General features: G+C 67.5%; 24 protein-coding genes. 7 read left to right on the forward strand and 17 right to left on the reverse strand.

All coding sequences use genetic code 11. The features are described from left to right. Window position 1 precedes the first annotated feature (1 nt). Window positions 2–538: a gamma carbonic anhydrase family protein gene (locus OXM58_01890; GenBank protein MDE0147098.1), complete on the forward strand. Its 537-nt coding sequence runs from the start codon at window positions 2–4 to the stop codon at window positions 536–538. A 23-nt stretch (window positions 539–561) separates the two neighbouring features. On the opposite strand, the gene OXM58_01895 is transcribed toward OXM58_01890, so the two are convergent. Genes OXM58_01895 through OXM58_01925 form a run of 7 tightly spaced genes read right to left on the reverse strand, consistent with a single transcriptional unit; the run spans window position 562 to window position 6,554 of the window. Then, window positions 562–1,680 (reverse strand): 5-methyltetrahydropteroyltriglutamate--homocysteine S-methyltransferase, encoded by a 1,119-nt coding sequence (locus tag OXM58_01895; GenBank protein ID MDE0147099.1) that lies wholly within the window; start codon window positions 1,678–1,680, stop codon window positions 562–564. After that, a complete protein-coding gene (locus OXM58_01900) occupies window positions 1,677–2,687 on the reverse strand; it encodes a 2-dehydropantoate 2-reductase (GenBank protein MDE0147100.1) in 1,011 nt (336 codons plus the stop codon). The genes OXM58_01895 and OXM58_01900 overlap by 4 nt, the downstream gene beginning before the upstream one ends. Window position 2,688: 1 nt before the next feature. Further along, window positions 2,689–3,483, reverse strand: coding sequence for a class II aldolase/adducin family protein (locus OXM58_01905; protein MDE0147101.1), 795 nt, complete (start codon window positions 3,481–3,483; stop codon window positions 2,689–2,691). Between the two features lie 10 nt (window positions 3,484–3,493). After that, window positions 3,494–4,315 (reverse strand): hypothetical protein, encoded by an 822-nt coding sequence (locus OXM58_01910; protein ID MDE0147102.1) that lies wholly within the window; start codon window positions 4,313–4,315, stop codon window positions 3,494–3,496. 4 nt (window positions 4,316–4,319) lie between these two features. After that, a complete protein-coding gene (locus tag OXM58_01915; protein ID MDE0147103.1) occupies window positions 4,320–4,622 on the reverse strand; it encodes a hypothetical protein in 303 nt (100 codons plus the stop codon). A 4-nt stretch (window positions 4,623–4,626) separates the two neighbouring features. Further along, window positions 4,627–6,147, reverse strand: a complete 1,521-nt coding sequence (gene hpaE, locus OXM58_01920) for a 5-carboxymethyl-2-hydroxymuconate semialdehyde dehydrogenase (GenBank protein MDE0147104.1) — start codon at window positions 6,145–6,147, stop codon at window positions 4,627–4,629. Continuing rightward, window positions 6,144–6,554 (reverse strand): 5-carboxymethyl-2-hydroxymuconate Delta-isomerase, encoded by a 411-nt coding sequence (locus tag OXM58_01925; protein ID MDE0147105.1) that lies wholly within the window; start codon window positions 6,552–6,554, stop codon window positions 6,144–6,146. The genes hpaE and OXM58_01925 overlap by 4 nt, the downstream gene beginning before the upstream one ends. A 154-nt stretch (window positions 6,555–6,708) precedes the next feature. On the opposite strand from OXM58_01925, the gene OXM58_01930 reads away from it, so the two are divergent. Then, window positions 6,709–7,590: a fumarylacetoacetate hydrolase family protein gene (locus tag OXM58_01930; protein MDE0147106.1), complete on the forward strand. Its 882-nt coding sequence runs from the start codon at window positions 6,709–6,711 to the stop codon at window positions 7,588–7,590. After that, window positions 7,587–8,051 (forward strand): homoprotocatechuate degradation operon regulator HpaR, encoded by a 465-nt coding sequence (gene hpaR, locus OXM58_01935; protein ID MDE0147107.1) that lies wholly within the window; start codon window positions 7,587–7,589, stop codon window positions 8,049–8,051. The genes OXM58_01930 and hpaR overlap by 4 nt, the downstream gene beginning before the upstream one ends. Before the next feature lie 486 nt (window positions 8,052–8,537). On the opposite strand, the gene OXM58_01940 is transcribed toward hpaR, so the two are convergent. The 4 genes from OXM58_01940 to OXM58_01955 form a co-directional block, all read right to left on the reverse strand. Then, window positions 8,538–9,737 carry a Fic family protein gene (locus OXM58_01940; GenBank protein ID MDE0147108.1) on the reverse strand — a complete coding sequence of 400 codons (1,200 nt, stop codon included), beginning with the start codon at window positions 9,735–9,737 and terminating at the stop codon, window positions 8,538–8,540. Between the two features lie 190 nt (window positions 9,738–9,927). After that, complete coding sequence (locus OXM58_01945; GenBank protein ID MDE0147109.1) at window positions 9,928–10,104, reverse strand: hypothetical protein; 177 nt, start codon at window positions 10,102–10,104, stop codon at window positions 9,928–9,930. Between the two features lie 72 nt (window positions 10,105–10,176). Further along, entirely contained in the window at window positions 10,177–10,452 is a 276-nt protein-coding gene (locus OXM58_01950; GenBank protein MDE0147110.1) for a hypothetical protein, read from the reverse strand. Between the two features lie 26 nt (window positions 10,453–10,478). Then, on the reverse strand, window positions 10,479–11,528 hold the full coding sequence (locus OXM58_01955) for a hypothetical protein (GenBank protein MDE0147111.1): 1,050 nt from the start codon (window positions 11,526–11,528) through the stop codon (window positions 10,479–10,481). A gap of 209 nt (window positions 11,529–11,737) precedes the next feature. On the opposite strand from OXM58_01955, the gene OXM58_01960 reads away from it, so the two are divergent. From OXM58_01960 to OXM58_01975, 4 genes are read left to right on the forward strand one after another with little or no spacing between them, the layout of a single operon-like run. Continuing rightward, window positions 11,738–12,595 carry an FAD binding domain-containing protein gene (locus OXM58_01960; GenBank protein ID MDE0147112.1) on the forward strand — a complete coding sequence of 286 codons (858 nt, stop codon included), beginning with the start codon at window positions 11,738–11,740 and terminating at the stop codon, window positions 12,593–12,595. Then, window positions 12,588–13,085 (forward strand): (2Fe-2S)-binding protein, encoded by a 498-nt coding sequence (locus OXM58_01965; GenBank protein ID MDE0147113.1) that lies wholly within the window; start codon window positions 12,588–12,590, stop codon window positions 13,083–13,085. Before OXM58_01960 ends, OXM58_01965 begins: the two co-directional genes overlap by 8 nt. Then, complete coding sequence (locus tag OXM58_01970; GenBank protein ID MDE0147114.1) at window positions 13,082–15,394, forward strand: xanthine dehydrogenase family protein molybdopterin-binding subunit; 2,313 nt, start codon at window positions 13,082–13,084, stop codon at window positions 15,392–15,394. Before OXM58_01965 ends, OXM58_01970 begins: the two co-directional genes overlap by 4 nt. Before the next feature lie 34 nt (window positions 15,395–15,428). After that, window positions 15,429–15,809, forward strand: a complete 381-nt coding sequence (locus tag OXM58_01975) for a carboxymuconolactone decarboxylase family protein (GenBank protein MDE0147115.1) — start codon at window positions 15,429–15,431, stop codon at window positions 15,807–15,809. Window positions 15,810–15,816: 7 nt separating this feature from the next. On the opposite strand, the gene OXM58_01980 is transcribed toward OXM58_01975, so the two are convergent. The 6 genes from OXM58_01980 to OXM58_02005 all read right to left on the reverse strand — a co-directional run bounded on the left by OXM58_01980 (window position 15,817) and on the right by OXM58_02005 (window position 24,559). Beyond that, the gene (locus OXM58_01980) at window positions 15,817–16,989 is read right to left on the reverse strand and encodes an isovaleryl-CoA dehydrogenase (GenBank protein ID MDE0147116.1); all 1,173 of its coding nucleotides are present in this window, start codon (window positions 16,987–16,989) and stop codon (window positions 15,817–15,819) included. 138 nt (window positions 16,990–17,127) lie between these two features. After that, window positions 17,128–18,507: a sodium:alanine symporter family protein gene (locus OXM58_01985; protein MDE0147117.1), complete on the reverse strand. Its 1,380-nt coding sequence runs from the start codon at window positions 18,505–18,507 to the stop codon at window positions 17,128–17,130. Between the two features lie 323 nt (window positions 18,508–18,830). Further along, entirely contained in the window at window positions 18,831–20,525 is a 1,695-nt protein-coding gene (locus OXM58_01990) for an NAD(P)H-dependent oxidoreductase subunit E (GenBank protein MDE0147118.1), read from the reverse strand. A gap of 143 nt (window positions 20,526–20,668) precedes the next feature. Next, the gene (locus OXM58_01995) at window positions 20,669–21,274 is read right to left on the reverse strand and encodes a hypothetical protein (protein ID MDE0147119.1); all 606 of its coding nucleotides are present in this window, start codon (window positions 21,272–21,274) and stop codon (window positions 20,669–20,671) included. Next, window positions 21,267–24,281, reverse strand: a complete 3,015-nt coding sequence (locus OXM58_02000; GenBank protein ID MDE0147120.1) for a sarcosine oxidase subunit alpha family protein — start codon at window positions 24,279–24,281, stop codon at window positions 21,267–21,269. Before OXM58_02000 ends, OXM58_01995 begins: the two co-directional genes overlap by 8 nt. Further along, window positions 24,278–24,559 (reverse strand): sarcosine oxidase subunit delta, encoded by a 282-nt coding sequence (locus OXM58_02005; protein MDE0147121.1) that lies wholly within the window; start codon window positions 24,557–24,559, stop codon window positions 24,278–24,280. Before OXM58_02005 ends, OXM58_02000 begins: the two co-directional genes overlap by 4 nt.

Here is a 24,559-nt window from a genome sequence, read left to right on the forward strand (position 1 = left end):
CATGACCCTGTACAGCCTGAACGGATTTTCGCCCGACTGCCATGAATACAGCTGGGTGGCGCCCAACGCCACGCTGATCGGAAAGGTAGTCCTGGGGAGGGACGCCAGCGTCTGGTGGCAGGCGGTGCTGCGCGGCGACAACGAGCCGCTTGTAGTGGGCGAAGGCAGCAACATCCAGGATTTCGCCATGCTGCACACCGATCCCGGCATTCCCCTCACCGTCGGCCGGGACGTCACGATCGGCCATCATGTCACCCTGCACAGCTGCACGATCGGCGACGGTTCCCTGATCGGCATCGGCGCGACGGTCCTGAACAATGCGGAGATCGGGCCGAACTGCCTGGTCGGCGCCGGCGCGCTCGTCACCGAGGGCAAGGCGTTCCCGGAGGGCTCGCTGATCGTCGGGTCGCCGGCCAAGGTGGTCCGCCGGATGGACGAGAAGCAGATTGCCGCCATCCGGCTCAACACGACATACTATGTTCAGAATGCCCGGCGTTACCGGGACAGGCTGAAGAAACTGGCAGAGCCCGGCGGGTAGCGCGCCGGGCCGGCCGCCCGGCCCTATCCCCACACCTCGCGGGCGACGTCGGCGATCAGGCCGAGCTTCGCCCATTGCTGCGCGGCGCTCAGTTCGTTGCCGTGATGGGTGCTCGAGAAGCCGCATTGCGGGCTGAGGCACAGCCGGTCCAGCGGCAGGAAGGCCGACGCTTCATCGATCCGCCGCAGCAGGTCGCCCCGGTCTTCCAGGTCGCCGGTCTTGGTCGTGACCAGGCCGAGCACGACATGCTTGTCGTCGGAAGCGTGCGCGAGCGGTTCGAAGCCGCCTGCGCGGCCGGTATCGTATTCCAGGAACAGACCGTCGACGGCCAGGGTCGGGAACAGGGTCTCCGCGACGCGGCCGTATCCGCCTTCGGCGACCCAGCTGCTCTTGAAATTGCCACGGCACATATGGGTCGTGACGGTCAAGCCCGCCGGCCGGTCGCGCAGCGCCTCGTTGGTGACGTCGCGATAGAGGTGCAGCACCTCGTCCGGGTCCTCGCCGCGGTCGCGGAAGCCGGCGCGCTGGCTGTCGTCGCACAGATAGGCGAAGCTGACATCGTCGATCTGCAGGTAGGTGCAGCCGGCGTCCGCCAGCGCGGCGATCTCCTGCCGGTAGGCCGCCGCGAGGTCGGACCAGAACAGGTCCATGTCGGTATAGGCCGCCGGATCGACGGCTTTTCTGCCGGCGCGCAGCTGCATCATGCCGGGACCGGGAATCGTGATCTTCGGCGTCGCGCCGGGCGCGAGTTCGTCGACCGCCGCCTTCAGCCGCCGGAACGCCCCGACGAAAATGCCGCCGTCCGGCCAGCCGACCTTGCCGATGCAGCGGACCAGCGGCGGCTGTTCGGCAATCTTGAATCCGCCGCCCAGTTCGGTGTGCCACAGTTCCATGCCGTCGAACCCGGCGAGAAAATCGAGATGCCACCAGTCGCGCTGGTATTCGCCGTCCGTGATCGCCCGCAGGCCGGCGTCACGCTGGCCAGCCACGACATCGCGGATCGCCTGCCCCTCAATGCTGCGGAATTCGTCCTCCGCCATCGCTCCGGCCTGCCAACGCCGCCGGGCGTCCGCCAGCACCTGCGGCCGGAGCAGGCTGCCGACATGGTCGGCGCGGAACGGCGGACTCGTACGCTCGCTCATGCTGTTTGGTTCTCCTCAGCTGGGCCGCCGTCATAGCGGTACAGGCCGGCAATCGCCGCCTTCTGGGCCGCCAGGGCGTAGACGATATCGATGGTCGGCGTGTCGATACCGGCGATGTCGCCCATTTCGCGCACGGCATTGACGATAACGTCGAGTTCGACCGGCCGCCCTTGCTCGTAGTCCTGACGGGTCGAGGTCTTGAAGCCGGCCAGCGAACCGCCGAGATCGATGCGCGCCTCGGCCGTCATGCCGGGTTCGAGGCCGAAATGCATGCCGACCGCCGCCGCCTCCTCGAACATGTCCAGCATCAGCCGCCGGATGTCCGGCGTCGCGGCCAGGACATCGTTGATCGCTCCCGTAATCATGCTGATCGGCGCGAATGGCAGGTTGCCGAGCAATTTGATCCACACCTCCTGTTGAATGCCTGCCGTCGCTTCGGTGCCGATTCCGGCAGCGGTCATGGCGTCGGCCAGGCCTGTGACCCGCGAACTCAGCGTGCCGTCGGGTTCGCCCAGGATGAAGCGGTTCAGTTTGTTGTGCCGGATCAGGCCCGGCTCCGGCACGTCGCAGGCGATATGGATGACACAGCCGACCAGACGTTCCCGGTTGCCGAACCGGGCGAGCGCCCCGTCGCCGTCGACCGTCCGAAGCGTCAGGCCGTCATGGTCGCCGAATCCGTCGAACATCCACCACGGAATGCCGTTCATCGCAGTCACGACCGGCGTTTCCGGCCCCAGCAGCGGGCCGAGCACCGGCAAAATGCCCGGCAGGGACGGCGCCTTCACCGCAACGATGACACAGTCGTGCGGGCCGAGGTTTGCCGGATCGTCGGAAGCCTCGACCGCGGCCGTTATCCGGCGCCCCTCGAAATCGAGGCGAAGGCCGCCGTCGCGTATGGCATCGAGATGGGCGCCGCGGGCGACGACCGAGACCTCATGGCCGGCTTCGGCCATCAATGCGGCGATGAAACCGCCGATCGATCCGGCGCCGACGATGCAGAGCTTCACGCTACGCCCTGTAGCTTGGATCGACCGCGTCGACGGTCCGGCGCAGCGCGTCGAACACGTTCTGGCCGCCGCCGTATTTCCGGTCGAACTGCAGATTGACCCGGGCGCACTGCTGGCGGACTTCCTCGGCCAGCGGAATCGACGGGCCCGGTATCCCTTCGGCGGCCATCTGGATTTCGCAGGCCCGGTTCAGGGTCCACAGGCGGGCAAAGGCTTCGGCAATGGTCTCGCCCCAGCTCAGCAGGCCGTGGTTGCGCAGGATGAGTTGGCGCTTGTCGCCCAGGCTGGCGAGCAGGCGGACCTTTTCGCCGGGATTGACCGTGATGCCTTCGAAATCGTGATAGGCGACCTGGTTGTAGATCTGAGCCGAATAGAAATTGTTCCAGTCCAGCCCGGCTTCCTTGCACGCCACCGCCATGCCGGCGGTCGTGTGGGTATGCATGACGCAATGGGCGGTGGGGTGATGGCCGTGAATGGCGCTGTGGATCGGCAGGCCGGCCGGATTGATACCCCAGGCGCTGTCGCCGATGACGTTCCCCTCGAGGTCGATCTTGACCAGGTTGGACGCCGTCACCTCCCGGTACATCAGGCCGAACGGATTGATCAGGAAATGGATGTCGATGCCCGACGCGCTTTGCGGCACCCGGGCGGTGATGTGATTGAAGATCAACTCGATCCAGCCGAGATGGTCGAAGATGCGGTAACACGCCGCCAGTTCGACCCGCATCAGCCATTCCTCTTCCGCGATATGCGCGGGCCGGTTCGCGAGATCGTCCAGCGTTACGGAACCGTCCATCCTTGCCTCCTTACTGAACGCTCATCGTCGCCACCGTGCACCCGACGGCGAAGATCGGGATCGGCGCGTAGAACAACAGCTCGCCGGTCGCGCCTTCCGTCGCCGCGGCGACCGTAATGAAGGTGCGGATCTCGAAGCCGCCATGGCCGGCCTCGCGATACACCTCCTCGTCGGTATATGCGAGCAGTTCGTCCTTGCGGTTGTTGACGAACTTGTCGAGGAAATCCCGGTCGAACGCTTCGTTGACCGTGCCGCTGTCCGGCGTGCAAGGCCAGTGGGAAATGCCGCCGGTGCCGATCAGCGCGATGCGCTCCGGCGCCGCGTCGCAGGCCTCGCGCAGCGCCCGGCCGAACGCCCAGGTGCGGTGCAGCGGGGTGAGCGGCGGTTCCTGGCAGTTGATGTTGATGGGAACCACCGGCAGGTCGTAGCGCGGCGTCAGAAAATGCAGCGGCACCGAGATGCCGTGATCGAATTTCCACTCCTGGGCATAGGCGACATCGCAATCGTCCATGATCCGGGTGATGAGCCGCTTCGAAAGGTCCGGCGCGCCGGGAATCCGCCGCCGCTCGATGCCCAGCCACGCCTCGTCCTCGATCGGGCCTTCGTAGAAGTCCGCCATGCCGATGCAGTAGGCCGGCATGTTGTCGAAGAAGAAATTGGCGAAATGCTCGGCGCCGACGACCACGAGGGCGTCAGGCCGGCTCGCTTCCAAGGCGTCGCGCAGGCGGTGGTAATTCGCATAAAACTCGTCGCGAATCGCCGGATCGGCCAGATGCGCACGGCCGGTGATCCCGGGGGCGTGGCTGCCGACGCCGGCAAAGACCAGCGGCATCGCGCTAGTCCTCCAGCATGGCGTAGAGCCCTTCGCGCACCCTGCCGTGTTCGGCAACGCCGTCGCGCATGGCCTGGATGTAGTCCGCCCAGGGATATTGATGCATCGCCGCATAATGCATCAGGAGCTGGCCGTTGACGCCGAGCACGAACAGCAGGCCGATATCCGGCTTGCGGATCGCCTCCAGCTCTTCGTCTGTCAGCTCGTATTCCCCCAACACGCTTTCCGGATCGGCCTCGAAGCGCTCGCGCACCCGGCGATCGCGGTTGAGCTGGTACATCAGTTTCTGGACGTAATAGAGGCTCATCGTTTCAGGCGCCCAGTCTCGGGATTCGGTGATCGCCCAGCGCGACGCAGATATTCTTGGTCTCCATGTAGAAATCGAAGCTGTAGTCGCCGCCGTCCCGACCGATCCCGCTTGCCTTGGTGCCGCCGAAGGGCGACGGCAGGTGCCGGATATTCTGGGAGTTGACCCAGATCATGCCGGCGTCGAGCGCATTGGCGACCCGGTGGGCGCGGCCGACATCGCCGGTCCACAGATAGCCGGCCAGCCCGTAGCGCACGTCGTTGCCGATGCGCACGGCCTCGTCCTCGTCCTCGAAGGGAATGACGGTCAGTACGGGGCCGAAAATCTCCTCCTGGGCGATGCGCATATCGGTCCGGGCGCAGGTGAACAGGGTGGCGCTGACGAAATTGCCGGCATCCGAAAAGGCCGAGCGCGCGCCGCCGGCGGCAACGGTCGCACCGTCCGCCTTCGCCACGTCCATATAGCCCAACACCTTGTCGAAATGGACGGGATGGATCAGCGGGCCGACCTCGGTCTCCGGATCCAGCGGATGGCCGACCCGGATGTTGCGCACCCGCGCCGCCAGCTTCTCCACGAAGGCGTCGTGGATGCTGCGCTGGACGAGGAGCCGGCTCGACGATGTGCAGCGCTCGCCGTTCAGCGAGTAGATCATGAACACGGCTGCGTCGAGCGCCCGGTCCAGATCCGCATCCTCGAACACGATCACCGGATTCTTACCGCCCAGTTCGAAATGCACCCGCTTCAGGGTCGGTGCGCCCTGGGCCATGATCTTCGAACCGGTCGCCGATTCGCCGACGAAGGCGATGGCCCTGATCGCCTCGTGCTCGGTCAGCGCGACCCCCGCATCCTCGCCCAACCCGTGCACCAGGTTGTGCGCGCCGGCGGGCAGGCCGGCCTCCTGGCTGATTTCGGCGAGGATCGTGGCGGTGAGCGGGCTCCATTCGGCCGGCTTGTGGACGACGGTGCAGCCTGCCGCGAGGGCCGGCGCGATCTTCCAGGTCGACAGCATGAAAGGCGTGTTCCACGGCGTGATGACGCCAACCGGGCCGATCGGCTGCCGGGTCGTGTAGTTCAGGTGCTCGTCGGCCGGCAGCGCCAGACCGTCCGCCGCCTCGGGCGCGCGGTCGGCGAAATAGTGGTAGTTGGCCGCCGACCGTTCTGCCGCCGCTTTCATGAAGCGGATCGTCTGGCCGGTATCGAGGCATTCGAGCAGGGCGATCTCCTCGCGGCGCGCCACGATGAGGTCGGCGATCCGGTGCAGGATCTGCTTGCGCGCCTTGCCGGAGGCCGTACGCCAGTCCGCAAACGCCGCCTCGGCCGCTTCGGCGGCCTTGCCGATCTCCGCCGCCGTGCCACGGGCAACGTCGCAGAGTTTGGAATTGTCGACCGGGGTCAGGTTCTCGAAGGTCTTGCCCGACGCACCCGGATCCGGCGCGCCGCCGATATAATGCGGCAGGATGCCGGCGCAGATACGCTCCCGGTAGGGTGCCAGCTTCGCCAGATGCTCGGTCAGCATATCGGTCATTCGGCCGCCTCCGCGGTTTCCGCCCGCGCTTTCATATGGTCCCGAATCGTGCCGGCCTTGAAGTTCAGGTCCGGATGAATCTCGGCGATTTCGAAGGAAAGGGCAACCGGCCGGCGCGCCAGTAGGCCCGCCATATGATCGTTGAGGGCGGCGAAAACCGCTTCTCCGGCGCCGCGCAAAGTCCGAATGTCCCGCCCGGCGCCGACCCGCAACTCGACATGGACGAAGCCGTTGTCCGGATGGCCGTCGGCGACCCGGTAGGAGTCCCGCGGCAGCGCCCGGCAGCGGATGCCGGCCAGCGGGAACACGCCGGTGCCGGCCGCAACCCCGGTCAGCCGTTCGAACAGTTCCGGCAGGTCCAGGGCCTCTTCCAGATTGCGCGAATACTCGATCCGGAAATGCGGCATGTCGGGAGTCCCCGCTCCTCGCGGCAGCACCGATTGACCGGCCGCCGCCAAACCATTAACATGTTAAGTAATATGGCCGGCCGCTTCCGCTGTCAATCGGATGGCCGGCGTGCGCAGGCCACAAAAACAGACCCGTAACCGGAGAAATTTTCCTTTGAAACTTTTGAGCTTTCGTGCCGACGGGCGGGACCGGTGGGGCGCGGCCGACGGCGCCGGCGCAATCGATCTCGGCGCACGTCTGGGCCGCTATCCCGATCTATTGTCCCTGTTGCGCGCCGAAGCGCTGGCCGAGGCCGAAAAGGCCGCCCGCGGCGCGCCAGCGGACTATGCGCTGGAGGATATCGCCTTCCTGCCGCCAATTCCCGACCCGGACAAGACGGTGTGCATCGGCGTGAACTACGCAAACCGGGACGACGAATATGTCGACAGGTCGGCGCAGGCGAAATATCCCAACGTCTTCATGCGCACGCCGGGGTCGCTGACCGGTCACGGCCAGCCGGTCCTGCGGCCGCCGGAATCCGAACAGTTCGACTATGAGGGCGAGATCGCCATCGTCATCGGCAAGCCGGGCCGGCGCATTCCGCAGGACCGGGCCGAAGACCATATCGCCGGCCTGACCTGCATCAACGAAGGTTCGGTCCGCGACTGGATGCGCCACGGCAAGTTCAACATCACCCAAGGCAAGAATTTTGAGCAATCCGGCGCCGCCGGCCCCTGGATGGTGACGGCCGACGAATTCGACGGTTATGACGATCTGCGCGTCACGACGCGGGTGAACGGCGAGGTCCGGCAGGACGATACCACCGCCAACATGATCTTCGGCTTCCGCTATCTGATCGCCTACGTTTCGGCCTTCACGGCGCTGAAACCGGGCGACGTGATTTCCACCGGCACGCCGACCGGCGCCGGCGCCTTCTTCGACCCGCCGAAATGGCTGGTGCCCGGAGACATGGTGGAGGTCGAGGCGGCGGGCATCGGCACCCTTGCCAACAGGGTCGCGGACGACGAGAGTCCGCCCGCCCGGTTCGGCGGATGAACGGCGACGGTCTTCCCGATCCGCCGATGCGGGATTTTTCCCGCTCGCTGCCGATGGCGCTGCTCAGGGCGCGCGAAGCGGTGATGGACCGGTTCCGGCCGTCGCTGCGCGATTTCGGCATTACGGAGCAGCAATGGCGGGTGCTGCGCGCCCTCCATGACCGCGGCGAGGTCGAGACCGGCGCGCTGGCCCACCTGTGCTGCCTGCTGACCCCCAGCCTCAGCCGCATCCTGAAGCATCTTGAATCGACCGGTCTGGTCTCGCGCCGCCCCGCGCCGTCCGACCAGCGCAGGACTCTTGTCGCCATTTCGCCGGAAGGCCGCGCGCTGCTCGAACGTCGGGCGCCGTATTCGGAAGCCCAGTACCGCGCCATCGAGGACGCGTTCGGCAAGGACCGGGTCGACGCCCTGTACGAGACGCTCGAAAACCTGCACGACGCGCTGGAAAAGGAAAAATCGTGATTTGACTGATAACCGGTGCGGGTTGACACTGTTCGCCAGCTGTCGATGCGGCAGCGCGGTGACACCCTGTCGAGGAGGCGCCGTATGACGAACGATCCACCGGACGAACTTCCGGGCCGTCGGCTCCGTCGACACCCCGAACCGGTCGACGGACGATACGGCCCGCTCCCGAAAGAACATCCAGTAAATTTGCGCGACTCTACAAGCTGAGTCGCTGTGATCGGTCCGAGAGACCGTTACGCGCAAAGGCGCTGAACCCCGTCTGACTTCACGCCCGCTTCAACCCGAAGCCGGCGTCGCAAGCGGCGGGGTTCTTACGTTTTTTCCGGGAAAGATCGGGATTTGTGTCCTTTCCTGCGACGGCGGGACGAAGCCGGTGGATATTGCTAACGCTGCTCTTTCGTTGATATTCGGCCCGACCGATCATCCCGCCCCGGATTTGTTCCGGCGCCCAGGGCCGTGAAGCGAGGCCGGCCGGGCCCGCCGCTACGATGGATCGATATCTGCAAACAGGTTCGGGAATAGCCGCTCGCGATAGTCGAGCGGGAACGACGGGCGCACCGGCGTCTTCGGCGATGCAGAGGCCAGAAATCCGGCCTCGACGAGTTTCCGCAGCGTATTCCGGGCTGTTCGCTCCGAGGTGTCGAGGGCGATGCCCGCCCGACCCCGCTCCAGTTCGCCGTTGTGCAGCACGGCAGCCGCGAGGGCCGGCGCCCGCCTGTCGTCGACGACGTCCGCGACAAGGCGGCGATACCGACGCTCCAGCCCGGCCAGATCGAAGAGCTTCGTCGAAAAGGCGATCTGGTCGAGCATCACCTTCAGGAACCAGATGCTAAATTCCCGAAGCGCCGCTTCGGAGAGGTTGCCGCGCCCGTCGCGGTCGCCCCGGCGTTCGCTGTCGGCATGATCCATCATCCGCCTGTACTCGCCCCGGTCTTCGAGACCGCGGGCCAGCCCGCGCGAAATCGACCACAGGCCCTGGGCGCCGATCCCCGCGTTCAGTGCCATGGCGTGCGACATCAGGCGGCTGACACGCCCGTTCCCGTCCGGAAAGGGGTGGATGTAGTTCAACCGATGATGCGCCGCGGCGATCGCGATGATCCGGCCGCTGGCCGACCCCTCGGCGGACCCGAAACGCCGCTCGAAATACGCCATGAAGTCCGGGACGCGGTCGGACGAGGGCGGCCGGTGCCGGCCGACCGCAACCTCTGCGTCGCCGTCCCGGCGCATGCGGCCCGGCACGATCTCCTCTCGCCGGCCGTCCGGGTGTTCGACGAACCGGAATTCTTCCGGCATCTCCCCGTAGAATGCCCCGTGGATCCAGGCGAGAAACGCCACCGAGGTCGGCGATGGCAGCTCTCCCGCCAGGTGCACCTCGTCTATCCGTTGCTGGACGATGACGTGGGCGCGCGCTTCGAGCGCCAGAGGGCGGGTTTCTTCGTCGAGTTCGGCGCCGGCAAGGGCGCGTTCGATATCGTGCGGCCGGGTGTTGTGGCCTTCGATCAGGTTGGAATAATAGCAGTTCATCAGCCGCACGAGGCCGGCCAGTTCCGCGGCGCTGCCCGGATGCAGGCCGGTTCCCAGGCCGTGCGCGGCCCGTTCGACCTCTACCGCGAGGTCGGCCAGTTCGGCCGGAATATGCTCCTCGAACAGGCACGGTTCGATCCTGCCGGGTGTTTCGAGCATATATGTTGCCGATCTCTATTTGCAAGAATATTCAAATAAATAAGCATTTTATATATCACTGGCAAGATATTTTGCCGATCTTGATTGCCGGTTTTGCCTGCCGGTCTCCGATCTTGCTTCTCGACTGTTGTTCGGCGCGGTGCCACCGGACCGGCGACCGGCGGCGCCGGGAATTCAGGACCAGCCGCCGCTAGGCGTCCGCGCCGGTAAGCAGCCCCGCACAATCGGCGGCGGCGCGCTGCGCCCGGTCGGCGAGCGCCGGACCGTCGGCGCTGCTGATCGGGTGTTCGATCACGACGAAGGGGTAGCCGTCGGCACCGAGCACACGGGCCATCAATTCGGCCGCGCTGACGAAGGATTCCGTCATGATGCCGGCGGAGGGAATCCCGAGGCGTTCTCCGGCAACCGCATCGTGCAAACTGCACGACGAGCAGCTGCCTCAGTCGCCGACCCCGGCGACCAGCGCGTGCCAGCGCTTCGCCTCGTCCATCAGCGCCGCGTCCGCCGGCGCGCTGAAGTTGGACTTGGTGCGCAGCACGACCTGCGCGACGCCGTAGCGCTGCCGGAGTTCCGTCTCGAAGGCCGAGAAGAAGCCTTTTGTGCCTTCCTTGCCGTTGGAGATCACCCCGACGATCGCGCCCTCGAGCGCGGCAAGCCGGGCTGCCGGCGCGAACGCCGTTGCGCCTTCCTCGTGCGACGGGTCGAGTAGCTGCATCTTCTCTTCGCCTCCGGGCTGGCCGGTCAGGGTATTTCGCAATCGACGCAGGCGCCGATGGCGACGGTCACCGCCCGGCTCTTGTCGCCCAGCCAGGGCGGGATAACGGCGCCGAAGCCGCCCGCCGGGCCGCCGGCGGCGACCACCAGCAGGTCCTCCGGCGCGGTCAGGGCGGCATATTCCCGATCGCCCCGGTCGCGCACCACGGCCGCTTTGCCGCACTCGGCCCACTCGGCCCGTCGGATGCGCGCCTTCTCAAAAATGCAGGCACGGATATCGGCCTTGGACCAGCCGGCGGCGTTGAAATGGGCGCGCAGCTGCGGCGGGACGACGATCGCGTAGTTGCCGGGCCAGATTGAGTAATGGCGCATGTTGGCGCGCATTTCGGCTGCGTAGGTATCAAGAATTTCTTCCGGAACCGTGGTCCATTCGTTCATCAGCTGACGCGGCGCGCCGGCCGCCATGACCGTGACGCTGGACGCGCCGGGCGGCACGCCGCGCTCGTCGGCAAGCGGCAGCCAGTCCGAACCAGCCTCGTCCTCGGCCAGGCAATAGCTGAACTTGCCCGGATGGCCGAGCGACGAGCGGTCGATGGCGCCGGGCCGGACATCGAGCAGGTTGATCAGGCACAGGCGGACCGCCCGGCCGATAACCGTCGAGGCGCGGTCGCTCGATGCCAGCGCATTGAAGGTCGGGTCCATACCGATCTCGGCGGCGATCGGCCCGTTGACGATGACCAGCACGGCGCAGCCGCCCGTGCTGGCGGTCGCGCCGTGCAGCAGGAAGGGTTCCTGGAGCATTGCCGTGAATGCCGCCACGACGACCGGGAAATGCATCGGCAGGCAGCCGGCCATGACGGCGTTGACCGCCAGCTTCTCGGCGGTCAGCGCGCGGGCGCGCACCGGCTCGATGCCGACCAGATGGTCCGGCGCGAGCATCGCCCATTCCAGGCATGCTTCGACGGCCTCCGCCGTCGGCGGCACGACCGGCAGGCCGTCGGTCCAGCCCCGGCTGTGGTAGAATTCCTGCGCCGCCACGACATCGGCGACATCGTAGCGCCGGGATGCGAGCTCCATCGGTCCTCCAGGGGCCGGGCATGGCCGTCGGTCGGAAAATCGCACGCATCGTGGCGCGGCACGTCTACAGGCGCAAGCGCGGAACCTTCGCGCCGCGTCTGCAGGGCGAGTAACCGGCCCGGAAACAGGTTCAGGGTGACAGGCCGCGGACGAGCGGATAGCGTTGCCGGCGCTCCTCGGACCCCGAATTCGGAAGGATTGCCGCGCGCATGTATGAAGTCGCCCAGTCCGGGCTGATCGCCACTTCCTACCGGGACATCCCGCCCTTTCCGGTGATCGCCCCGGAAAGCGTGGACGAGGCGGTCGCGGCGATGGCCGACGCAGAGGGGCCGGTACCCTATGCCGGCGGCACGGACCTTTGCGGCGCGGTGCGCGAGGGCAAGCCGATCGGCACGCTGATCTGGCTGAAGCGGCTCGGCGAACTGCGCGGCGTGCGCGTCGAGGGAGACACGCTGTCCATCGGCGCGCTGACGACCCACGCGGAAGGAGCGGCGTCGGACGCGACGGCGGCGATTCCGGGCCTGGCCGAGGCCTGGTCGAAGCTCGGCAAAATGCGCATCCGCCTGAGCGGCACCGCCGGCGGCAACCTGATGGCGCGCCACACCCGCTATGAATTGTCGATCCTGCTGACCGCACTCGGCGGCACGGCGCGCTTCGTTTCGGGCGAGGGCGCGGCCGGGCTGACATCGGCGGAAATCTGGGACCGGGCGGAGCCGCCGCGGTCGCTGCTGACGCGCCTGTCGATCCCGCTCGCCACGGATCTGCGGCTCGATTACGACCGCTCTCTGCGCCCGCTGATGACCCAGGCGCTCGCTACGTGGCGCGACGGCGCCGGCAAGCCGTGCGGCCGGGCCGTCATCGCCACCGAATATCTGCGGCCGGTCGCGCTTGATCTCGACCTGGCAGGGACGGGAGCCGGGACGGGCGCCAAGGCCATCGCAGCAGCGGCGTTCGAGGCTCTGCCGACCGATTTCGCCGACCCGGCGAGCGGTAACGCCTGGCTGCGCCGGGCCGGTGCTGCGATCCTTGCCCGGCAACTTAGCCGGATGGAGGCGGCCCGTGCCTGACCGCCTCGACCCCCGCTTCGACGTCTCCTTCACCCTGAACGGGGCGCCGGTCGATGCCGCGACGACCACGTCGACCACCTTGGCCGACCTGCTGCGCGAACGGCGGGACGGGCGCGGCACCAGGCTGGCCTGCGAACGCGCGGTGTGCGGCGCCTGCACGGTCCTGGTCGACGATGTGCCGCGCGCAAGCTGTTCGGTCTTTGCCTTCGAGGTCGCGGGCAGTGCGGTCAACACCATCGAAGGACTGGCCGACGATGGCGAATTGAGCCCCGTGCAGGCCGCCTTCGCCGACAACTCTGCCTTTCAGTGCGGCTTCTGCACCGCCGGCATGATCCTGCTCACCGAGGCGCTGCTCGCCTGCGATCCGGACCCGGACGAGGCGACGATTCGCGACTGGATCAGCTCCAACATTTGCCGCTGCACGGGCTACAGCCTGATCCTGGAGGCGGTGCGCGACGCCGCGCGGCGTAAACGGGAGACGGCCCCATGACCGAATTGCCGCTGCGCAATATCGGCCGGACGGACCGGCGCGTCGACGCCGCCGAGAAGGTGTCGGGCCGGGCGGCCTACACGACCGATATCGACCTGCCGGGCATGCTGCACGCGAAGGTGTTGCGCAGCCCGCACGGCCACGCCCGCATCCGGTCAATCGACGCTTCGGCGGCGCGCGCCATGCCGGGGGTCCACGCCGTGCTGACCCGGAACGAGACCGCGGCGATCCCGATGCCGGTCTACGGCTATTTCATCAAGGACCAGCCGATCGTCGCGACCGACAAGGTGCGCTACGAGGGCGACATCGTCGCCGCCGTCGCCGCCGAAGACGAGGGCACGGCCAACCGGGCGCTCGCGGCGATCCGCGTCGAGTACGAGCCGTTGCCCGCCGTCACCGATATCGAACGCGCCTCGGACCCCGACGCCCCGGAACTGTTCGAGGAACCGCCCATCGGCATCGTACCGAAATACGGTACCGGCGCCTCGGGCGAACTGCGGCCGCGCAAGAACGTCTGCTACCGCTTCTCCTACGAGACCGGCCCCGCCGACGCCTTCGCCGAATGCGATCACGTCTTCGAGGACGTGTTCCATTTCTCGCGCATGCACCACTTCCACCTGGAGCCCTTCGTCTGCGTCGCCGACTGGGCGCACGAGGACCGGATCGAGCTGTGGACGAGCTGCCAGAACCCGTTTCCCGTACGCAAGGAGATCGCCCGCATCTTCGGCATCGCCGAGAACCGGATCACGGTGCGCGTGCCTTATATCGGCGGCGGCTTCGGCAGCAAGAACGGCTGCAAGACCGAGCCGGTGGCGCTCGCCCTCTCCCGCCTCGCCGGACGGCCGGTGCGCTTCTGCCTGACCCTGGAGGAAGGCTTCCTCACCAACACCCAGCACGCCGCGATCCTGAAGGTGAAGACCGGCGTCATGGCGGACGGCACGCTGGTCGCCCGGGAAAGCGAGATCCTGCTCGATTCCGGCGCCTATTCCGACGGCAGCCCGCTGGTCGCCGAGAAGGCCGGCTACCGCATTCCCGGCCCCTACCGCTACCGGCATATCAAGACCGACTGCTACTGCGTGATGACCAACACGGCGCCGGCCGGCCCGTTCCGCGGCTTCGGCGGCACCCAGACCAGCTGGGCCTGCGAATCCCAGATCGACATGATCGCGCATCGGCTCGGCATCGACCCGTATGAGATGCGGCGGAAGAACCTGATCGACCTGGGCGAGCCCTTCGTGCCCGGCGAGAGCGGCATGGACAGCGACCTGCGCGAAGGCCTCGACCTGGTCGTGCGCGAACTGGGCTACCGCCGGCGGGGCGAATTGCGAGACGACGGACCGGTCAAGCGGGGCATGGGCCTCGCCATCGGCTTCAAGGACGGCGGCGGGGTCAACAAGCCGGCGCTCGCCCGGGTCAAGGTCTCGACCAACGGCGACATCTTCCTGCAATGCGGCACCGCCGAGATCGGCCAGGGCGCGCACACGGCGCTTTCCGCCGTGGTCGCCGAACGTCTCGGCGCCGACCGTTCCCGGGTCCGCTACATGCCGGTCGATACCGACCACTCGCCCTTCGACCAGGGCACCAACGCCAGTTCGGCGATCTCGGTGATGGGCCAGGCGGTCGACCGGGCGGCGCTGGCCGCGCGCCGGCAGATCCTCGATTTCGCCGCGGACATGCTGGACTGCCCGGCCGAAGAGTTGAATTTGCAGGACTGGGAAATCCGCCGGGGCAACGAGGCCCATCCGCTCGCGCCGATGGTCATGGGCCATTTCGGCGGCACCGGCTGGGAATTCGTCGGCGAGGGTTTCCACAAGGCGGAGAACAGCCACGCCGCACCGCTCGAAGCGCCCTGCGTGTTCTGGGAGATCGGCTGGGGCGGCGCCCAGGTCGCCGTCGATACCGAGACCGGCCTGGTCACGGTCGAGAAGCTGTTCGTGACCGGCGATGCCGGCCGTGCGATCCATCCCCTGGCCTGCCGCGGCCAGGACGAGGGCGCCGCCCTGATGGGCCTGTCCCAGGCCCTGTTCGAGCGCATGATCTACGACGGCCCGCGGCTGGTGAACGGCGACGCGCTGACCTATCGGGTGCCGCTCGCCGACGACCTGCCGGCGGATTTCCGCTCCGTCACCCAGGAACAGGGCCACGGGCCCGGCCCGTTCGGCGCCAAGGGCATGGGCGAAGGCGGCATGCTGCCGGTCGCCAGTGCGATCGCCAACGCGATCTACGACGCCGTCGGCGTCCGCCTGACCGAACTGCCGCTCACGCCGGAACGGGTTCTGGCCGCGCTGGCGGACAAAGAGGACGTGTAACGGGCCCGACATTCAACCCAACCCAGGAGAAACCATGGATCAGGATCTGTTCGAGACCGGCCTGGCGCAGCGCCGGGCGACCCTCGGCGCGGAGTATGTGCAGAAAGCGCTGGACAATGCCGACGATTTCACCCGGCCGTTCCAGGAGGCGATGACCGCCTGGTGCTGGGGCTTCGGCTGGGGCGACGACGCTATCGACCCCAAGACCCGCTCGCTGATGAACCTCGCCATGATCGGCGCGCTCGGCAAGATGACCGAGTGGGAGACCCATTGCCGGGGCGCGCTCGGCAACGGCGTCACCAGGGAGCAGATCCGCGCGGCGTGCCACGTCGTCGGCATTTATTGCGGCGTGCCCCAGGCCCTCGAATGCTTCCGCGTCGCCCGCAAGGTGCTGGAGGAAAAGGGCGAACTGTAACGGCGCCCTACGCCGTCTCCTCGAACAGCTCCCGGCCGATCAGCATGCGGCGGATCTCGCTGGTGCCGGCGCCGATCTCGTAGAGCTTGGCGTCGCGCAGCAGGCGGCCGGTCGGGTATTCGTTGATATAGCCGTTGCCGCCTAGGGCCTGGACCGCCTCCAGCGCCATCCAGGTCGCCTTCTCCGCGGCGTAGAGGATGGCGCCGGCGGCATCCTTGCGGGTGGTCTCGCCGCGGTCGCAGGCCTTCGCCACGGAATAGACGTAAGCCTTGGACGCATTCATCGTCGTGTACATGTCGGCAATCTTGCCCTGCATGAGCTGGAACTCGCCGATCGGCCGGCCGAACTGCTTGCGCTCGTGGATGTAGGGCACGACGACATCCATGCAGGCCTGCATGATGCCGAGCGCCCCGGCGGCGAGCACGGCGCGCTCATAGTCCAGGCCCGACATCAGGACGTGGACGCCCTCGTTGACCTCGCCGACGACATTCTCCTCCGGCACCTCGCAGTCCTGGAAGACGAGTTCGCCGGTCGGCGAGCCGCGCATGCCGAGCTTGTCGAGCTTCTGGGAGGTCGAGAATCCCGCGAAGCCCTTCTCGATCAGGAAGGCGGTGATGCCGCGCGGGCCGGCCTCCGGGTCGGTCTTGGCGTAGACGACCAGCGTGTCGGCCTCCTCGAAATTGGTGATCCACATTTTCGAGCCGTTGAGCACGAAGCGGTCGCCCTTGCGGTCGGCGCGGGTGCGCATCGAGACCACGTCCGAGCCCGCGCCCGGCTCCGACATGGCGAGCGCGCCGACATGCTCGCCGGAGATCAGTTTCGGCAGGTAACGGCGCTTCTGCTCCTCGTTGGCGCAGCGCCGTATCTGGTTGACGCACAGGTTGGAATGGGCACCGTAGCTCAGGCCCACGGAACCCGAGGCGCGGCTGACTTCCTCGACCGCCACGGCATGTTCGAGATAGCCCATGCCCGCGCCGCCGTATTCCTCCTCCACCGTGATGCCGTGCAGGCCCAGATCGCCCATCATCGGCCACAGATGGCGCGGAAAGCTGTCGGTGCGGTCAATCTCCGCCGCCAGCGGCGCGACATGGTCCGACGCAAAGGTCATCACCGAGTCGCGGATCATGTCTGCGGTTTCGCCGAGGTCGAAATTCAGCGAGGGAAGCTGGTTCGGGATCATGGCGGATCGTCCCGTGTGTTGTTCGGCGCGCCGGCTTAGCGCCGACCGGCATGACTACATAACGATTCCGCTCGCCGCTATGGAGTCAATTACCGACGCGGAACGACACCGGGAGGCGGCGCACGCAGCGCCGCCGCGTTACCCGAGCGGTTTGCCGATATCGTCGAAATACTCCCGCGTGACCTTGAAGACCATGGGCGCCAGCAGCAACAGCCCGATCAGGTTGGGGATTGCCATCAGCCCGTTAAGGGTGTCCGACAGGTTCCACACCAGATCCACCTTGACGTTGGCGAAGGCGAGCGCAGCGGCCACCCATAACCCGCGGTATATGAACAGACTCTTCTCCCTGAACAGGTATTGCCAGCACCGTTCGCCGTAATAGGACCAGCCGAGAATGGTGGTGAACGCGAACACCGCCAGCGCGATGGTCACGATATACTGGCCGCCGGCTATGGAGGCCTGGAAACCGGTCGAGGTCAGCACCGCGCCGGTCAGCCCGCCGCCGTCCGAGCCGGTCATCGTCCACGCCCCGGAGGTCAGGATCACCAGCGCCGTCATCGTGCACACGATGATGGTGTCGATGAAGGTGCCGAGCATGGCGATGAGGCCCTGGCGCACCGGGCTGTTGGTCTGCGCCGCCGCGTGCGCGATGGCGGCCGAGCCCAGGCCGGCCTCGTTCGAGAACACCCCGCGCGCGATCCCGAAGCGGATCGCGGCGGCGACAGCCGCCCCGGCAAAGCCGCCCGTCGCGGCGGCCGGCGTGAAGGCATAGGTGAAGATCATGCCGATCGCGTCCGGGATCGCGGTGACGTTGATGGCGAGGATCAGCAACGCCGCGCCCAGATAGAGCACGATCATCGCCGGCACCAGCTTGCCTGCGACATCGCCGATCCGCCGGATTCCGCCGATGACGACGATGCCTACCAGCGCCGCGACGACCACCCCGGTCACCCATGTCGGCACCCCGAAGCTGTCGATCAGCACGGCCGCCATGGAGTTGACCTGCACCGCATTGCCGATTCCGAACGCGGCGACCGCTCCGAAAACTGCGAATGCGATTCCCAGCCACTTGCCGAGCTCGGGAGCGAATTCGCCGACGCCGTTGCGCAGATAGTACATCGGCCCGCCGACATACTTGCCCGTCGCGTCGACCTCGCGGTAGGTGACCGCGCACACCGCTTCGGCGTATTTTGTGGCCATGCCGAACAGCGCGATCAGCCACATGTAGAAGATGGCGCCCGGTCCGCCCAATGCAATCGCAGTGGCGACGCCGGCGATATTCCCCGTTCCGACGGTCGCGGACAGCGCCGTCATCAGCGCGTTGAAGGGCTTGACCTCACCCTCTCCGACTGCCTGGTTCTTGTCGAACAGCAGCCGGAAGCCATAGCCGACCTTCCGCCACGGCATGAACACCAGGCCCAGCGTCAGCAGCAGCCCGGTCACGCCGAGGATGCCGAGCATCGGCGGGCCCCAGGCGAAGGCGTTGATGGAATCGATGATTGAGTTAATCCGGTCCATGCCGTCTCTCCCGCAATTTGCGCCGGGAAAGAAAGCCACGGCGCAGGCCTCTCGGATGCCAACGCCTGCGCCCGTGGCACTACCGGTCCAGATCGCGGAAAGCCCATCATGTCATCGAAGGGGCGTCAATATCGTTCCCGACGGACATGAGCCGGCGAAGCCGGCGGCAACTTTCCGATGCCCGGCGGACGGCGGATTTTTTTGAGGCGCAGCGTGGCCTTCAGCGCACCGGTCGGCCTCGGCCGGCACGACCCCGTATCGACTTCACGAGTTCTTGAGAATTCGAAAGCACGCGCCGGACCACAGGTGCCGGCCGGTGGCGCTCAGGTCGTCGATTCGTCCGGGAAATGCCGGAAGATCGACAGCAGCGGGTTGGCCGCCGCCTGGCCGAGGCCGCAGATCGAGGCGTCGGTCATGGCCGCCGACAGTTCCTGCAATAGCGGCTCGTCCCAACTGTCGCGCTGCATCAGCTTGACCGCCTTTTCGGTGCCAACCCGGCAGGGCGTGCACTGACCGCAGCTCTCGTCTTCGAAGAACTGCATCAGGTTGAGCGCGCAGGCTTTCATGTCGTCCTTATCGGACAGTACAACCACGGCGTGGGAGCCGACGAAGGAGCCGAATTTCTCCAGCACGCCGAATTCGAGCGGCTGGTCTGCCATCGACGCCGGCAGGATGCCGCCCGACGCGCCGCCGGGCAGATAGCCTTTCAGCGTGTGGCCCTCGGCCATGCCGCCGCAATATTCGTCGATCAGTTCGGTAAGCGTTATGCCGGCGGGTGTCAGCTTGACGCCGGGTTCCTTCACCCGGCCCGAGACGGAATAGCTGCGCAGGCCCTTGCCGCCGTTGCGGCCGTGACCGGCGAACCAGTCCGCGCCCTTCTCGACGATGACCCGAATCCAGTACAGGGTCTCGACATTGTTGACCAGGGTCGGCCGGCCGAAAATCCCGTTCTGCGAGACATAGGGCGGGCGGTGCCGCGGCAGGCCGCGCATGCCCTCGATCGATTCGATCATCGCCGATTCTTCGCCGCAGATATAGGCGCCGGCGCCGCGCCGCAGATGGATTTCGGTGTGCGGCGCCAACCCGGCCGCTTCAAGCGCGGCGATCTCGGCCAGCAGGATCTCGCGGTCCTGGGGATATTCGTCGCGCAGGTAGAAATAGACCGCTTCCGCCTCGACCGCCCAGGCGGCGACCAGCATGCCCTCAAGCACCTTGTGCGGTTCGGTGTCCAGATAGTAGCGGTCCTTGAACGTGCCGGGCTCGCCCTCGTCCGCATTGACCGCCATCAGGCGCGGACCCGGCTCAGCGCGCACAAAGCGCCACTTCTGCCCGGTCGGGAACCCGGCGCCGCCCAGGCCACGCAGCCCGGCATCGCTCAGGATCTCGATGATCTCATCCGGCGTGCGCCGGCCGTCCAGGCAATCTTCCAACAGGCGGTAGCCGCCCTGCGCCCGATAGGCCGCCAGGTCCTGATAGGGCGGCACGGCCGGGTGGGTGTCGCCAGCGCGGATGGCCGCCTCGACGGTCTCGACGGTGGCATCGACGACATGGTTGTGGCCGACTTCGGCGACCGGCGCGGACTCGCAGCGGCCCATGCAGGGTGCGCGCACGATGCGCACCGCGGCCGGGTCCACGCCGGCATCCAGCGCTTCTATCAGGTCGTCCGCGCCCGCGATCATGCAGCTGATGCTGTCACACACCCGGACGGTGAGGGCCGGCGGCGGCGTCTCCTCCTCCTTCACCACGTCGAAATGGGCATAGAAGGTCGCGACCTCGTAGACCTCGGTCTGGGCCAGCTTCATCTCCTGGGCGAGCGCCGCGAGATGGGCCGCCGACAGGTGGCCATACGCATCCTGAATCAGGTGCAGGTGCTCGATCAGCAGGTCGCGCCGGCGCGGCGCATCGCCGAGCAGCGTCCGAACCCGGTCGAGCGCTGCCGGATCGACCTGGCGGCCCTTGGGCGTCGGGCGTGCTTTGCGCCGCCCCGTCTTGGCGGCCTGGCGGGGGACATCCGTCATCGAAGAAACCTAGGGTTCCAGCCGGTCCGGTCGATATCGTTTCTGTCCGATGGAGAGGTGACTAACCGATCGGGCGCGTCCGGTCGAGGCGCGAAAGCCGCCGCCTGTCGCGACCAAACAGCCGCTCGCCCGGTGATTCCGTTTCAGGCGCCATCGCCCGCGGCCGGTTTCAGGGTGAAGCCGTATTCCCGGGCCGCATCGGCCAGCCAATTCCAGAGGAAACGCGCATTGGACCGGCTGACGGTCACGTCGAAGACCGCCGGTTCTCCGTCTTCGAGACGCGCGATGACGACCGTGACCCGGCCGAACAGCGTGCGCGCCGCGGACCCGGCCGGGAAAGCGTCCGGGTGCAGGTCGACGGTCGCCGCCTTGGCGAGAACCTCGCGTGCCCGCGGCCCGGAAACGCCGATGGCGAGCCAGGCGTCGGAAATGTCGGTCGCGCCGACCGGGCCGCCCGCGTCGGTCTGCAAGAGCCGGTCGGCAAGCTTGCGATCGGCGCAGCGCAGCTGCCACCAGTCCGGCCCGAAGCGGAACAGCGTGCCGCGGGCGCCCGATACCGCCCGCGCAACCGGTGGCGAGACCAGCCCCGCCGGCTTCTTCAGGAAGCCATCGAGCGATGCGCGGTCGCGGCAGCGCAGATCAAGCAGGACCATCGGCGGCCCGGCCGTCAGGACAACGGCAGCCGGGTCCGGCCCCCGTTCCCGTGCCGGAAGGGCGAGCGGATGGATCGGGGCGAGCGGCTCAGCCACGCAAGCGTCCTCCGTCACGGTCGTAGAAGACCGGGTCGACGACCCGCGCGGCGTCTGCGCCCTCTTCCAGCTTCAGGACATGGACGGTATCGCCCGTGCGGTTGCGGCCGTTCTTGAGCAGGGCGAGCGCAAAGCCGCCGTTCAGGCTCGGCGACCGGTAGCTGGAGGTGACATGCCCGAGCATCGTCACCGGCGGTTCCTGGGACGGATCGTTGACGATCTGCCCGCCCTCCGGCAGCACCGTCCCGCTGTCCAGCGGCAGCAGGCCGACCAGGTGCTTGCGGTCGGGCCGCGCCGTGTCGGGCCGGCTGTAGGAGCGTTTGCCGATGAAGTCCTTGCGCTTGCTGACGGCCCAGCCCATGCCGACATCCTGGGGCGTCACCGTGCCGTCGGTTTCCTGCCCGACGATAATGAAGCCCTTTTCCGCGCGCAGGACGTGCATGGCTTCGGTGCCGTAGGGTGTTGCGCCGCCGCTGATCAGCGCCTGCCAGAGCGCAAGGCCGTAATGCGCCGGTACGTTGATCTCGTAAGAGGCCTCGCCGCTGAAACTGACCCGGAAGATACGGGCCGGCGCACCGAGTATGGCGCCGGTCCTGACCGCCATATGGGGAAACGCCTCGTCCGACCAGTCGATGTCGCTGTCCAGGCCCGTCACCAGGTTGCGCGCTTCCGGCCCCGCGACGGTCGCGGTCGCCCAGGCTTCCGTTACCGAGGTCGCAAACACCCGAAGATCCGGCCATTCGGTCTGCAGCCACAATTCGAGCCAGTTCAGCACTGTGGCGGCGTTGCCGGTCGTCGTGGTCATCACATAATGGTCGTCGGCGAGCCGCGCGGTCACGCCGTCGTCGAAGATCATGCCGTCTTCGTGGCACATCAGGCCGTAGCGGGCGCGGCCGACCTTCAGCGTCTCCCAGTCGTTGGTGTAGACGCGGTTCAGCAGCGTAACCACGTCCGGCCCCTTGAGGTCGATCTTGCCGAGCGTCGAAGCGTCCATGACGCCGACCGCGTTACGCACGGCCGAGACCTCGCGGTCGATCGCCTGTTCCAGCGATTCTCCGGCCCGCCGGTAGGCGTATGGCCGCTTCCACTGGCCGACATCCTCGAAGACCGCGCCGTTGGCTTCGTGCCAGTCGAACATCGGCGTCTCGCGCACCGGGTCGAACAGCGCGCCGCGGTCCCGCCCGGCGAGCGCGCCGAACGGGATCGGCGTGTAGGGCGGGCGGAAGGTCGTGGTGCCGACAGCGTCCGGCGACCGGCCGGTCTCCATGCCCATAAGCGCCAGGCCGGTCACGTTGGCGGTCTTGCCCTGGTCGGTGCCCATGCCGAGCGTGGTGTAGCGCTTGAGATGCTCGACCGAGCGGTAGTTCTCGCGCGCCGCAAGAGCGACGTCCTTTACCGTCACGTCGTTCTGCAAATCGACGAACGCCTTGCCCCTCCGGTCGCCGGGCTGGCGGGCGGTGACGGCCCAGAGGGGTTGGATCGGCGCGCCGGCCGCGCCGTCGTCGGTTTTCAGCACCGGCTTGCGGATGCGTTTCGTCCGGCCGGCTGCCCGGGCCGCATCCCGGCCTGCGGCATAGCCCTGTTCCAGGCACTCCGCGAGCGCGCCCGCGCCGGTTACCGCGCCAGCAGCCCGAACGCCGAGCGCACTCAGGTCGTCCGGTACGAAACAGGCGTGCGCCTCGTTCCAGACCGGCCGTGCCCCGCGATGAGAAGCCAGATGGAGGGCCGGATTCCAGCCGCCGGATACGCCGACCAGATCGGCGTCGACCGGACTTGGAGAGCCTGCGATTTCACCGTCCGCCCGAACCGGAGCGATCTTCGCGCCGCGAATGCGCCTGTCGCCCGCGACCGCCGCAATTGCGCATCCCGTTTCGAGGTCGATCCCGGCGCTGCGGACCGCCTCCGCCAGCGCGGCCGGAGGCGATTCGCGGGCGTCGGCCAGGGTCACGGCAATGCCGGCCTGCGCCAGCAAGAGGGCGGTGCGATACGCTGAATCGTTGTTGGTTCCCAGCAGGACCTGCCGCCCCGGGACCACGGCGTAGCGCCCGGCATAGTGCCGGACCGCGTTGCCCAGCATCACGCCCGGCGTGTCGATGTTGGCGAAGGCGTAGGGCCGTTCGTGGGCACCGGTCGCCAGCACGATCTGCCGGGCCCGGATGCGCCACAAGCGCAGCCGCGGCAGATGCGCCGGCGCGTCCGGCCCGAAATGGTCGCCGACGCTTTCGACGGCAGTCGCGAAATTGTCGTCATACAATCCGGCAACCGTTGTGCGCGTGAGAACCGTCACGTCCGGCGCCGCGCCGAGCGTCTCCATTGCGGTCGCGGTCCAGTCCATCGCCGGCGCACCGTCAATGCCGCGGTCGCCGGCCAACAGGTCACCGCCCGGCTCGGCCTGTTCGTCGGCGAGGATGACCCGGCTCCCCCGGCTCGCCGCCGCCAGCGCTGCCGAGAGGCCGGCCGGGCCGCCGCCGACGACAAGCACGTCGCAATGGGCGTTCATGCGCTCGTAGCGGTCCGGGTCCGGCCCCGCCGGGGCCCGGCCGAAACCGGCGGCGCGCCGGATGAAAGGCTCGAACAGTTTCCACCAGCGCCCGGCGCCGATGCCGGCGCCCATGAAGGTCTTGTAGTAGAAGCCCGACGGAAAGAGGGGCGAGAGCCAGTCGTTGACCCGCATCAGGTCGAAATCGACCGACGGCCAGGCGTTGACGCTCGAAGCGGTCAGGCCGCCGTAGAGCTCGATCTGGGTCGCGCGCAGGTTGGGCTGACTGCGCGCGCCGGACTCGAGTTGGACCAGCGCATTAGGCTCCTCCGCGCCCGCGGCGTGGATCCCCCGCGGACGATGGTATTTGAAGCTGCGGGCGAGTGGAAAGGCGCCATAGGCCAGCAGGGCCGAAGCCAGAGTATCGCCAGCGTAGCCGGTGAAACTTTCGCCGTTGAACGAAAAGCCGAGCGCCGCGGCCCGGTCGATCCGGCCGCCGGCGGACAAGCGGAATTGCGGCCCGCTCACCCGTCCGCCTCCGGCGCGACGCCGCCGAACACGCCGGTCTCGCCATGCTCATGACTCACCGTATGGCGCACCAGAGTGAACCAGCGGCCGCAGCCGTGGGTGTGCACCCACTGTTCCTTGAACCGGCCCTTCGTGTTGGTGCGCATGAAAACGTAGTCGGCCCATTCGGCGTCGCTCAGCTTTTCCGGCTCCGGCGGCCGGGCGATGTCCGCTTCGCCGCCGCAACTGAACTCGCTCTCGTCGCGCAGTCCGCAATAGGGACACCGGATCAGCAGCAT

The organism is Rhodospirillaceae bacterium, from assembly GCA_028819475.1.
Lineage (GTDB): Bacteria > Pseudomonadota > Alphaproteobacteria > Bin65 > Bin65 > Bin65.

Excerpts from the sequence above, each read along its gene's own strand:
- OXM58_01890 (MDE0147098.1), top strand. The coding sequence starts at position 2 with ATGACCCTGTACAGCCTGAACGGATTTTCGCCCGACTGCCATGAATAC.
- OXM58_01895 (MDE0147099.1), bottom strand. The coding sequence starts at position 1,680 with ATGAGCGAGCGTACGAGTCCGCCGTTCCGCGCCGACCATGTCGGCAGC.
- OXM58_01905 (MDE0147101.1), bottom strand. The coding sequence starts at position 3,483 with ATGGACGGTTCCGTAACGCTGGACGATCTCGCGAACCGGCCCGCGCAT.
- OXM58_01910 (MDE0147102.1), bottom strand. The coding sequence starts at position 4,315 with ATGCCGCTGGTCTTTGCCGGCGTCGGCAGCCACGCCCCCGGGATCACC.
- OXM58_01915 (MDE0147103.1), bottom strand. The coding sequence starts at position 4,622 with ATGAGCCTCTATTACGTCCAGAAACTGATGTACCAGCTCAACCGCGAT.
- hpaE (MDE0147104.1), bottom strand. The coding sequence starts at position 6,147 with ATGACCGATATGCTGACCGAGCATCTGGCGAAGCTGGCACCCTACCGG.
- OXM58_01925 (MDE0147105.1), bottom strand. The coding sequence starts at position 6,554 with ATGCCGCATTTCCGGATCGAGTATTCGCGCAATCTGGAAGAGGCCCTG.
- hpaR (MDE0147107.1), top strand. The coding sequence starts at position 7,587 with ATGAACGGCGACGGTCTTCCCGATCCGCCGATGCGGGATTTTTCCCGC.
- OXM58_01940 (MDE0147108.1), bottom strand. The coding sequence starts at position 9,737 with ATGCTCGAAACACCCGGCAGGATCGAACCGTGCCTGTTCGAGGAGCAT.
- OXM58_01945 (MDE0147109.1), bottom strand. The coding sequence starts at position 10,104 with ATGACGGAATCCTTCGTCAGCGCGGCCGAATTGATGGCCCGTGTGCTC.
- OXM58_01950 (MDE0147110.1), bottom strand. The coding sequence starts at position 10,452 with ATGCAGCTACTCGACCCGTCGCACGAGGAAGGCGCAACGGCGTTCGCG.
- OXM58_01955 (MDE0147111.1), bottom strand. The coding sequence starts at position 11,528 with ATGGAGCTCGCATCCCGGCGCTACGATGTCGCCGATGTCGTGGCGGCG.
- OXM58_01960 (MDE0147112.1), top strand. The coding sequence starts at position 11,738 with ATGTATGAAGTCGCCCAGTCCGGGCTGATCGCCACTTCCTACCGGGAC.
- OXM58_01970 (MDE0147114.1), top strand. The coding sequence starts at position 13,082 with ATGACCGAATTGCCGCTGCGCAATATCGGCCGGACGGACCGGCGCGTC.
- OXM58_01975 (MDE0147115.1), top strand. The coding sequence starts at position 15,429 with ATGGATCAGGATCTGTTCGAGACCGGCCTGGCGCAGCGCCGGGCGACC.
- OXM58_01980 (MDE0147116.1), bottom strand. The coding sequence starts at position 16,989 with ATGATCCCGAACCAGCTTCCCTCGCTGAATTTCGACCTCGGCGAAACC.
- OXM58_01985 (MDE0147117.1), bottom strand. The coding sequence starts at position 18,507 with ATGGACCGGATTAACTCAATCATCGATTCCATCAACGCCTTCGCCTGG.
- OXM58_01990 (MDE0147118.1), bottom strand. The coding sequence starts at position 20,525 with ATGACGGATGTCCCCCGCCAGGCCGCCAAGACGGGGCGGCGCAAAGCA.
- OXM58_02005 (MDE0147121.1), bottom strand. The coding sequence starts at position 24,559 with ATGCTGCTGATCCGGTGTCCCTATTGCGGACTGCGCGACGAGAGCGAG.